Source organism: Psychrobacter proteolyticus (assembly GCF_038155145.1).
Lineage (GTDB): Bacteria > Pseudomonadota > Gammaproteobacteria > Pseudomonadales > Moraxellaceae > Psychrobacter > Psychrobacter proteolyticus_B.
This window is the reverse complement of the sequence record NZ_JBAKAY010000002.1, coordinates 220546-233184: the sequence shown is the minus strand read 5'-3', so window position 1 is coordinate 233184 and position 12639 is coordinate 220546. Positions and strand designations below refer to the sequence as shown.

Genomic DNA, 12639 nt, shown 5'->3' with positions numbered 1-12639 from the left:
GCGAAATATCATGACCACACTTCCTAAATTTTTCGCAGTTGCGGCTATTACTAATATTAAGACTTATCCATGCGCCTAATCGAACTCAGACTAAAAAACCTCAACTCCCTAAAAGGCGAATGGCATATTGATTTTGCTGATACTGCCTTTACCAATGAAGGTATCTTTGCTATCACAGGACAGACTGGTGCTGGCAAGACCACCATATTGGATGCTATTTGCTTAGCGCTATATGGTGAGACGCCAAGGATTAATAGTATCAGTAAGAGCAGTAATGAGGTGATGACGAGGCAGACGGCAGAGTGTTTCGCTGAAGTAGTGATTGACTTAAATGGCGAGCAATATCGCTGCCGCTGGGGACAGCGCCGTGCTTACAATAAACCAGATGGCAATCTGCAAGATGCGACTCATGAAATCGCTAAGATAAACGTTGATGAATCGTCAAAAGAGGATGAGCTGTTAGAGAGCACCTTAAAGCATACCAAGAATAAAATCATTGAACTGACTCGGATGGATTTTCAGCAGTTCACTCGCTCTATATTGCTGGCTCAGGGTAGCTTTTCAGCGTTTCTAAAGGCAAGGGCTGATGAACGCGCAGATATTTTAGAAAAAATTACGGGCACTGATATTTACGCGACCATCTCAACACAGGTTCATGATAAAAAACGTACTGAAGAAGAAATTCTTAATAAGCTGCAATACGGTTTAGACGGTTTGATGCTTTTAGATACCGATGAAGAAAATCAGCTAAAAGCCGATTTAAAATCATATCAAAGTGCACAAAGTGAGCAACAGCGGACCATTCAAGATTTGGCCGAAAAGATAAAATGGCTAGATAGCGTCACAGAAACAAAAGAAGAGCTAAATACTTATCAAGATGATCTAGCGCAGGCTCAGCAGGCGCAGCAAGGCTTTATTCCTAATGCCAAACGCTTAACCGCTGCTAATAAAGCGTTGGAGATTGATAGTCAATTCAGCCAACTTGTCCATAGTCGCGATAACCTAAAACGCTTGAAAGAAGAACAGCAGCAAATCAGCAGCATCTTACCGCAAAAACAAAATGACTTAGAGCAAGCAACCACACATCTAGAGACAGCAAAAACTCATACACAAGCTACTCACGAATCATTGCAAACGGCTCTACCCAATATTGCGCAGGCGCGTAGACTCGATGTGGAGATTGCGCAGAACACGCATATCTTAAAAGACATTGAGCAAAGACAGCAAACTCTAACGAGTAGCACCCAGCATCTAAATAAAGAGATAGACAACCATAAACAACAGGCTGCACAAAATAAAACCCAGCTCACAAGTGTCGAAAGCTATCTTAATGACGCCCATGAATTAAACAATATCGATAGTGACATAGCGAATTTCAAAAGTCATTGCGGCCGACTAAAAGTAGTATTGCAAGAGAATACCGCCCTATCAGATGATAAAACAAGCCAGCAGCAACAGATCCACCAGTATCGCGCCAATCTTGACGTCTTAAATCAACAGAAAAAGACGAAAGACACCACCATGTTGTCTATACAGGATAAATTGGCCGCTTTACAGCAAGAGCAAGCAGCATTAACCCAAGTGCAGTCATTGGCTGATATGCGAGATGAGCAAGAGCAGATTGACGATATCAACCGTCAACTTGACCAAGCGAGCGTTAAGACAAAACAGCTCAAGGATCTTAGCGTACAAGTAGAGAAAATAGATGCCGTCTTGCCAGTCATGAGTAACGACCTCACGAAGCTGGCAGGCTTAATCGCTGATAATGAATCGGCTATCAGCGCTGCCAAAGACAAGCGTCAAGACAAACAAACCCAGCTGCATTTACTACAAAAAGTCGCCAAATTAGAAGATTATATCGCTGACCTAAAAGATGGCCATCCCTGCCCGCTTTGTGGGTCGCTAGAGCATCCTTATAGTGCAGACCACCCACATTTAACGCAAGAGACGGAAGCAACGCAAACTCAGCAACAGATAACAGATCTGGATACGACTGTATCCAATTTAGTAGATACTTTATCTAAACATCGTATTAATCAAGCAACTGTACGACAGCAGTTTTCGCAGCAGGAAGAGCAACAAGGCCTACTGAGTGATCAAATCCAAAAATTAAAGAAAGATATCGACCAATTGGTCAGTTCAGTACTAAATAAAGGTTATTCTCAATTTATCGCTGAAATATTAAAATCACTGGCGCAGATTGATGTACATATCGATGCGTTGTCATTATTAAGCAATATCAAAATCGAGCTAGGTAAGCGTAAAGAATCTCTTAAAAATACGTTAACTCAATATGAAACGCTTAGCGAGTCGCTCTCTACGATACGTAATGACATCGAAGCGTTAGACAAGGAGCAGCGTGAGCTGGCCAGCACTATTAACGAGATTGAGAGCAATAGTGAAAAAACAACATGGGCTATAGAAAACTTAGACAAAAAATATCATGATAATTTTTCTGAATTGACTGTGCTCAAAATAGATATATTAGCCCTGTTAAATAAATATTCCACTGGCAAACATCAGTCAGACGCAAAAACGGTGATACGTTCTTCACTGCAATCATTACAACCGCTGATAACCAGCATTGGAAATCAAACCGTACTAAACAATTTTGACGCTCAGGCACATATCAATACCCTGCGCCAATGTCACAGTGCCCTTTTAGAAATCAAGAAACAGTTCAACGACTATAGAGAGGATCAACAAACCCTAAAGACATCACTCGGTCGACTAGAAACACAAATCGAGACCAAGCAGTCTCAGCTCGACAAAGAAGAAAATGAGCTTGTTAAACTAGTTCAACTCGTGGCAGAAAGAACTGAGGCGATTGAGAAATTACAAACAGATAGAAAGTATGTTTTTGCTAATAAAGATCCTGAAGCAGAAGAAAAGCGTTTACGTGATGCCTTAGATCAGGCTAAAGCCACGCAGATCTCTGCCCAAAGACAGCTAGACAATGCTGAGCACATACTTAGTCAATTGCTTGATAAGCAACGTCAGGTGACTGAGCAAGTGACTACTGTAAAGATTACACTTAGCAACCAAGAAGATACCTTTAAGTCAGCGCTTGCCGCCTCTGATTTCGCTGATGAAATAGATTTTACTAATGCACGCCTGCCCATAGATGAACGCAATGCATTTAGACAGCAGCAACAGCATATCGATTATGCGCTAAAGCAAGCGCAGTCTTTATTGGATGCAACACAAAAAACACTTGCAGATAAACAAGCCAATCCGCTGACAGTAGACGATAGAGAAACGCTTGCCCAACAGCAATCACAAGCCCAAGATGAGTCTAATAAAAGAATTGAATCGATTGGTGCCATCAGTCAGCGACTAAAAGACAATGAGGACAAAAAAAATACCCAACAGGCACAGATTGATGCCATCAATACTCAAAAGGATAAGCTTCAAGTGTGGCAACAGCTGCACAAATTGATTGGCTCGTCCGATGGCAAGAAGTACCGCACCTTTGCTCAAGGACTTACTTTTGACCTTATGGTCACTCAAGCCAATACGCAACTGCAAAAAATGAGCGATCGCTACTTGCTGGCTCGTGATGATAATAGTCCACTTGAGCTAAATGTGATTGATAACTATCAAGGTGGTGAAATTCGCAGTACTAAAAACCTCTCAGGCGGCGAAGGTTTTATCATTAGTCTGGCCTTGGCATTAGGTCTCTCACAGATGGCCAGTCAAAATATTCGGGTAGATTCGCTATTTTTGGATGAAGGATTTGGTACATTGGATGAGGAATCCTTAGACATTGCGCTTGATACGCTGACCAATTTACAGCAAGAAGGTAAATTAATCGGGGTGATATCCCATGTTCAGGCCCTAAAAGATCGCATTTTAACCCAGATTAAAGTCGAAAAGCTCTCGGGTGGATTTAGCCGAATCAGTGGACAAGGGTGTCATAAAGTCGTCAGTGAAAAAGCATCATAAGTTAGGTTAATCACTTTACTACTTAATACATTCAATTAAACCATTTCTTTTGGACAATAAAAAACCACCGAACATTAAGAACGGTGGTTTTTTTGTGCGACAGTTTAGGAGTGATATTACTTCATTACTTAGTAACTAAACCACTAAGCTCACTCATCAATACGGACAACGTTGAAAGACCGATTTGACCTTCTTCGTCGTTGCTGTGCAGCTCATCCAACTTATTCATCTCTGTGGTGACTGCTGCAAGCTGATCGACGTGTCTTGCTCTCCATTCACTAAATGCTTGCTTAGCATCTGGTTTTGAGAGTACCGCATCCATCAATAGGCGCAAGCTGCGTGACAGCTCGTTCACTAACGCATGACGTGCACGACGATCCCAATAATCTTGCTGTGGTAGGCTGGCAATATTTTCCATCATCCAGTCTAATTGCAACACTTGATAAGCTTCAAAGTATAAAGTTGCAATCTCATCAACAGGACGCTCGTATTGCTCAGCCAGCAATGCAGCATCAAGCGCATCGACATGATACGGTAGCATCGCAAATAGCGTAGCGTCATTATCAGACAGCTCTTTTTGCATCAAGCGCTTGGTATCTTCTTGCAGATATTGGGCAAATTGCTGCTCGATAAAACCACTTGGCTTAGTCAGTTTTTCAACGCTTTCACTGAAGCGGCTAATCATATCAGCGACTTGCAAGTTTTGACCGAAGGCATTGATAAACCAAACCACACCGCGCTCAAGTGAATCACGTAGACGTAGCTCAAGGTTCAGCAGTAACGTCGCCTCAACTTGATTGTCTAGGGCTTCAAGTGCTTTCCAAGCGCGCGATACGTTGAATACATCACGGCTAATCGCATAACCACGTACGATAGTAGCTAGTGATTGATCGGTTTCTTCAAAGAGACGGAATAGCGCTTCAATACCTAAGCGGTTGACTACACTGTTGGTCAAGTAAGTACTGATAATCTCGCGATGCAAACGGTGTTCAGTCATCTCGTCAAAGAAGCGTGACGCAAGCTCATCTGGGAAGTACTTACGTAGCTCATTGATAAAGTACGGATCATCTGGTAAATCAGATAGTAGTAGATTATCATAAACCCACATCTTGCCATAAGCCAAGACCACTGCTAGCTCAGGGTTGGTCAGACCAGTATCCGCTTTTTGGCGCTTCGCAATCTCTTCATCCGATGGTAGATACTCAATCGCACGATCCAGACGCCCTTCACTCTCTAGCATCTGAATAAAGCGTTGATGATCACTCAAATTAGCTGCTGCACGGATATGGCTTAGCTCAATCGCTTGTGGTTGCAAATAGTTTTGACGTAGTACCAATTCTGCTACGGTGTCAGTCATACTCTCAAGCAGCTCATTACGTTGCTTCAGTGTCATGTCTCCTTGCTCGACCACTTTGCCAAGTAGGATTTTGATATTAACTTCATGGTCCGAGCAATTAACACCGCCTGAGTTGTCGATTGCATCTGTATAGATACGTCCGCCCGTTTGAGCGTACTCGATACGACCTTGTTGGGTTAGACCTAAGTTACCCCCTTCACCAACGACGGCTGCACGTAGCTCATTACCATCAATACGTAGCGAATCATTTGCACGATCGCCAACATCCGCATGCGTTTCGTTTGCACTTTTGACATAAGTACCGATACCACCATTCCAGATAAGATCGACAGGCGCACGTAGTAACGCACTGATCAAATCATTCGGTGCAAGGCTATCTTCACTGATATCAAAGAGCGATTTCATCTCAGGACTGATAGCAATGGTTTTGTCTTGGCGTGAGAATATACCACCACCTTGACTGATCAATGATGCTTCATAATCTGCCCATGAGGAGCGTGGTAATTCAAATAAGCGTGCGCGCTCAGCGTACGAGGCCGCCGTATCTGGATTAGGATCAATAAAGATATGCAAATGGTTAAAGGCAGCAACGAGCTTAGTATGCGTTGATAGCAACATGCCATTACCGAATACATCCCCACTCATGTCACCAATACCGACAACGGTAAAGTCATCACGATTTTGAATGTCCATACCGCGCATACGGAAGTGACGTTTGACCGACTCCCAACCACCGCGCGCTGTAATACCCATTGCTTTATGGTCATAACCTACTGAGCCACCTGATGCAAAGGCATCATCTAGCCAGAAGTTGTACTCTGCTGCTAACGCATTGGCTATGTCAGAGAAAGTAGCTGTGCCTTTGTCTGCTGCAACAACTAAGTACGGGTCGTCCTCATCATGGCGTACCGTGTTGGCTGGCGGGACAATGTTACCATCTACAATATTGTCTGTGACATCAAGCATGCCGCGTAAGAATGTCTGATAACAAGCGATACCTTCTGCTTGGAATGCCTCACGGCCATCAGCCATGCTCTTGGTTTTTACAATAAATCCGCCTTTAGAACCTACAGGGACGATTACTGCGTTTTTGACCATCTGCGCTTTGACAAGGCCAAGTACTTCAGTACGGAAATCTTCCATACGATCTGACCAGCGCAGACCACCGCGAGCGACTTTGCCGCCACGTAAATGAACAGCTTCGACGCGTGGTGAATACACAAATATCTCAAACATTGGCTTTGGTTTAGGCAAGTTTGGAATGTCTGCTGCCAAGAATTTAAATGACAGACGATCTTTGCGCTGACCATCACTATCCACTTGATAGAAGTTGGTACGTACCATCGCATTAATCAAATCTAAGTACCAGCGCAAGATACGATCTTCGTCTAGGCTATCGACATCTGCTAACGCAGCGGTGATTTGCTCTTGAATGGTAGCAGCCTTTTCTTGACGTTCTTCTTCGCTATACTTAGGATTCATACGTGCGTCAAACAAACTACCTAACGCGACACTGATATCGCTGTTTTTGACCACAGTTTGCTGAATATAAGCACTCGAGAATGGCGCACGTGCTTGCAGCATGTAGCGAGACAATGCACGCAATACGACGACATCATAAGTATCGAGCTTGGTCGTTAATACCAATTCATTAAATGAATCGCTTTCAACGCGACCTGCCCAGATTTGCTTGAGGCTATCTTCGAACTGACCACGCACGACTTGCATATTGACCGTATCGACATGCTCTAAGGTCAGCTCATACTCTTGCATCCAGATAGGTTGCTCTGGTAAGTCAAACTCATAAGTCTGTGCTGAGATAACTGACACACCAAAGTTTTCAAGTATTGGTAATACTTTTGACAAGATAACCGGCTGTTCGCGACCGTACAGTTTTAGATGGAGCTGATTACGTGCATCGCCTGTCGACTGGTATAAGTGCCAAAGCATCGGTTGCTCTGCGGTTAGTCCCGCCAAACGCTTAGTGTCTTCAACTGCAGTACGAGCATCAAAACGCTCTTGGTAGGCAGCAGGAATATAGTTCAAGAAACGACGATTTAAAGCATTGGCTTGTTGCTCGCCTACATTGTCGAGGAGCATTTTTTGATAATTATCATCCCATGATTGCATGAGTGCTGATAATTTGGCTTCAAGTGTGGCGATATTGACATCATTTACTTGACCAGGCACGGTACGTACGTGGACGTGTACACGAGCATGCGCAGATTCATTGAACTCAGTGGTAAATCCTGAAGACATACCGTTATAGGCGTCTTTTAGGACGTTTTGTACTTTGATACGTAGCTCGGTATTGAACTTATCACGTGGGATATAGACCAAGCACGAAACAAAACGCTGATAATGGTCGATACGGCTAAATAGACGTAAGCTCTTTTTATCTTGTAGTTGAGTAATGCCCGAAACAATTGGATATAGCTCTTCGACGCTGGCTTGGAACAAATCATCACGTGGCAAGGTATTAATCACATGCATCATCTTATGATGGGCATGACCGTCACGTGGCAAGTCTGCCATTGCCATAATCTTATTGGCTTTTTCGCGCAATAGCGGTATTTGCTGTACAGTCAGTTGATAGGCTTGTGACGTTAGCAAACCGATAAAGCGGTATTCACCAATTAGGTTACCGTTATCATCGAACTTATGAATGCCCAAAAAATCCATATATACTGAACGATGCACAGGTGATACACGGCTTGATTTAGACAGCATTAACACGCGGGGCTCAGTCAACAATTGCTTTAAGCCTCTAGGCAATTGGCTAAAGCTTTCTGATAGCTTGTCTTTTTCAGAACCACGTAATAGACCAAGGCCACTGTTACCTATTGCGAATAAATCCAAATCGGTCGGCTCAGAAGTCACTTCGATAGACTGACCACCTTCCAAGCGGTATTCACGATATCCTAAGAATATAAAGTGATCGTCTAAGATCCAATCTAAAAATGCTTGGATTTCTTGTTGTGAGTAGAATACTTCTGGTAGCGGCTTCGTCGAAAGCTCAGTTTTGATGTCGTTTAACTGCGCACGCATCTGTTTCCAGTCGCCAACGACTGTATCAAGCGTGTCAATTTTTGACATAAGCATCTGTTGAAGTGCTTCCAAGTCTTCGTTGTCTTGGTAAGCAATTTCGCAATGAATCAATGACATATGTGAGGTGGCACTTTCATGTGCGCCTTCGATATGCGTAATATCACCATTGTCATCACGCTCAACACTGATAATGATGTTGTAAGTACGATGAACATCGATACCTTCAGCTTCTAGGCTCATCAAAATCGTATCAACTAAGAATGGTCTATCATAAGCTGCGATTTGAATGACAGTGTGCGAGCTGTGAAAGTGCTGCTCTTCTGCTGCTGGGTTTAGTACTGTCAGCTGCGGCTTGCTGCCGTCGTAAGCTTTGAGTAGTGTAAAGTGATGTAGCGCCATGCCCGCCAAGTCAGCATTACTAATCGCCTCTGCAGTTTCTTGATGCAGCGGTTGATAATAGCTATGAATAAAATGATCAAATAGTGATTTGTCTTTTTGTACATAACTGGTAGCAATATCGCTTATCTGGCTAATGCGCTCTTTTGCGATACTGAGGGAGTTTGGCATTTCCTGCGTCCTTTTTTTATAGATTTGGTTTAACATTTATTCATTTAAGTTTATCGATTTAGATTGACTACTGTTACTGCATATTCATCATTGGTGCAACGGTGCAGTATTTCCATTCACGCGACTTATTTTATTTTTATAACAGTTAGAAATTTTCTCCTTTTTTGCTCTTATTTTTTATTAATATGTAGCCATCAGAATTTAATACTACCAATATAGTGAAGTGTAACGCACATAAGGCGCGAGCTAAAGTGTACAACATCATTTCATGAATCAGCGATGTGTCGATAACCTTTACTAATGAGACAATGCGGTTTTGGACATCGATATGGATGATTCGGTGCTGGCAGGCGGATACTCATGGTAATTGAAGGCGTTTTTTTGTTAGAATATGCCAACATATTTAAGAGCGTACGACTCGCTCACTATTAACTTTAATGCTAAGGGCAAAAGGTATGATGAATATTTTGGTGGTTGGCTCAGGTGGTCGCGAACACGCATTGGCATGGCAATGTGCAAAAGATGACAATGTAAAAAATGTCTACATCGCTCCTGGCAATGCTGGCACCGCCCTTGAGCCTAAATGCCAAAACGTTACGCTAGAGTCTACCGACGCTGACGCAGGCGAGCATAGTGCTGTTATCGCGTTTTGTCAAAATAATGATATCGACATGGTAATTGTTGGTCCAGAAGCGCCTTTGGTCACGGGTATTGTTGATGCTTGTCGTGAAGCAGGTATCAAAGCATGGGGCCCAACAGCGTACTGTGCACAGTTAGAAGGCTCAAAAACTTTTGCTAAAGAGTTCATGGAGCAAAACAATATTCCAACCGCTGCTTATCAAGGTTTTACAGACGCAGTCGCTGCAAAAGCCTATGTCGATGAGCAAGGCGCGCCTATCGTTATTAAAGCAGATGGTCTTGCTGCAGGTAAAGGCGTTATCGTTGCTGAAACGATCGAACAAGCACATGAAGCTATCGACGATATGTTAGCAGACAATAAGTTTGGTGATGCTGGCAGCCGCGTGGTTATTGAGCAGTTCTTACAGGGTGAAGAAGCCAGCTTTATCTGCATGATTGATGGTGATAACATCTTGCCAATGGCAACTAGCCAAGATCACAAACGTGCTTTTGAAGGCGATACTGGTCCAAACACTGGCGGTATGGGTGCTTACTCCCCTGCTCCAGTTGTTACCAGCGATGTTCATAACAAAGTCATGCAGCAAGTGATTCAACCAGTAGTCGAGGCCATGAAAAACGCAGGCCATCCTTATACTGGATTCTTATACGCTGGTCTTATGATTGATAAGGCAGGCGACCCGTATGTCATCGAATTTAACTGCCGTTTTGGTGATCCAGAAACGCAGCCTATCTTAATGCGTTTGCAGTCATCAATGGTCGATTTGGTCGCACAAGGTTTGGCAGGTCAATTACCTAGTGAAGCAAAATGGGATGCGCGCCCTGCTCTAGGTATCGTTGTCGCATCAAAAGGCTACCCTGAAACTTCATCTAAAGGTGATGTGATTGCTGGCTTGCCAGAACTAGATCCTAACAACGACAATGCTGTGAAAGTTTTCCATGCTGGCACGGCATTTTCTAACGATAATGATAAAGAAGTCATTACAAACGGTGGGCGCGTCTTATGTGTAACTGCGCTAGCAGATAGTATTTCTGATGCTCAGCAAGCAGCATTAGCAGTCACCGCTGCTATCAGTTTTGATGGTGCTCAGTACCGCCGTGATATTGGTCACCATGCCATCACTCGCGAAAACGCTTAGCAGTTAAGGCATCCCAAGAGACATATGGAGTAACGCCTCAGGCAATATTTTAGATAATGCGAAAGTTTCGCTCAATGTGTTTGATTAATAGTATTTTTATATTTTATAGCTCTACATCACTATTTGACCTAGCATCATGCTAGGTCTTATTTTTTAGTATCTTTTTAATACTAATCTATTGGTTATAAATAGATTTTTCTAAGTTTTAATAACCAGTGAACTTGCTAAAAAATTCTAGCTATTTATGAATCATACTCAAATTAGTAAGCACCTATTTATCAATAGTTACTGCTAGATATTAGCTTACAAAGTAACTATCAATGGCCAGCTCAGGCTCATAAAACCAACGCGCTTTATATGATACAATTTTGTACCTGTGCATCACGTCTCCCTTGTATTGTAGGTTTCGAACCCGCAAATCAATACCAATTGGATGAATGATTATACTTATGGCAAATGATACGTCTAAACCTTTTAGCAACAAGCAGTCAATCGATAGCCTAAAAACCTCAGGGTTTGATCGTCGTATGTCGATTGCAAAAACTTCTTTGAATATTGGTCGTCGTTGGGCGGGTAATAGCGTGTCTGGTATGTTCTTAAACAAAGAAGCACGTACTGCACGTAATCAGGCGTTTATGGAAACGCAGGCAAATTATCTGGCATCAGAGCTGGGTAAATTGAAAGGTTCGGTCGTCAAGATTGGTCAAATGCTAGCGATTTATGGTGAGCATATATTGCCGCCAGAGATCACACGCGCTTTGCAAACTCTTAATGATGATACAGCAACATTGACTTGGCCGACGATTGAGCAAACATTACGCCAGTTACTGGGCAATAAATTAAACGAGCTAGACATTGATCCTGTCCCCATTGGAACTGCTTCTCTTGCCCAAGTTCATCGTGCGACCGTGCTCGCCACTGGCGAACAAGTTGTGTTAAAAATTCAGTATCCGGGTGTGGCAGATGCTATCAACTCTGATCTTGCCTTGTTCAAACGATTGTTAAAAGTAAGTAATATCGTCCCCCAAACACGCGCACTCGATGCTTGGTTTGAGGAAATACGTGACCTACTCCATCACGAAGTTGATTATGAAGCGGAAGCGGCTACGACAGAACGTTTTTACGAGCGTTTAATCGATGATCCCCGCTATATCGTGCCTAAGATTAATCGCACTTATTCTAAAAAGCGTCTACTATGCATGTCATACGAGCCAGGTATCACTGTGGTTTCAGAAGCATTGCAGCTATTACCTCATGAACGCCGCAATGCCATTGGTCAAGCGGCCATTGAAATCATGATGCAAGAGATTTTTGTATGGGGTGAAATGCAGACAGATCCCAACTTTGGTAATTATTTAGTGCGTGTGAGCGAAAACGAAGAAGATATCGATAGATTGGTTTTGCTAGATTTTGGAGCGATTCGTCAGTTTGATGGTAACTTATTAACGATTGCTCGTGGTCTACTACGCGCGGGATATCGCCATGATCAGCAAGCAATGAGCATTGCTATGAAAGGATACGACTTTTTCGATAGCATGAGTAATAAAGTACGTTCGGATATTGCCTCGTTATTTTTACTTGCTACCGAGCCTTTTAGTGACCCTGAGAAAAACACTAATATCCCTAGCGAATGTTTAGATGAACAGAATCGCTATATTTGGGCCAACAGTAAACTACATTCACGCCTATCCACTACGGCCACACGTGCAATGCAATCTTTTGAATTTAATCTACCACCAAAAGAATTTATGTTTATCAGCCGTAAGTTTATCGGTGCATATACTTTTCTGACTGTTTTAGATGCGCATACCAACTCTAATAGCCTCGTAAAACCTTATTTATAAACCGTGCAAATTTTAAGCCGTCCTTTAGTGACGGCTTTTTAATGTTTTTATTCTATCTGCTTAGGCTATTTTATATCTAATATTACTAACTTTACTGTGTATC

4 protein-coding genes are annotated in these 12639 nt (G+C 42.8%); 3 read left to right on the top strand and 1 reads right to left on the bottom strand.

Annotated features, from left to right (window positions below):
- The first annotated feature begins 69 nt into the window (after positions 1-69).
- Positions 70-3945 (top strand): AAA family ATPase, encoded by a 3876-nt coding sequence (locus V6252_RS03455; RefSeq protein WP_341609287.1) that lies wholly within the window; start codon positions 70-72, stop codon positions 3943-3945.
- A gap of 124 nt (positions 3946-4069) precedes the next feature.
- Here the strand turns inward: V6252_RS03455 and V6252_RS03450 are convergent, their stop codons facing one another.
- A complete protein-coding gene (locus V6252_RS03450; protein WP_341609286.1) occupies positions 4070-8917 on the bottom strand; it encodes an NAD-glutamate dehydrogenase in 4848 nt (1615 codons plus the stop codon).
- A gap of 458 nt (positions 8918-9375) precedes the next feature.
- Here V6252_RS03450 and purD point away from each other — a divergent pair, with 458 nt between their 5' ends.
- The gene (purD, locus tag V6252_RS03445) at positions 9376-10692 is read left to right on the top strand and encodes a phosphoribosylamine--glycine ligase (protein ID WP_341609433.1); all 1317 of its coding nucleotides are present in this window, start codon (positions 9376-9378) and stop codon (positions 10690-10692) included.
- Between the two features lie 449 nt (positions 10693-11141).
- The gene (locus tag V6252_RS03440) at positions 11142-12536 is read left to right on the top strand and encodes an ABC1 kinase family protein (protein ID WP_191113630.1); all 1395 of its coding nucleotides are present in this window, start codon (positions 11142-11144) and stop codon (positions 12534-12536) included.
- The last annotated feature ends 103 nt before the right edge of the window (positions 12537-12639 follow it).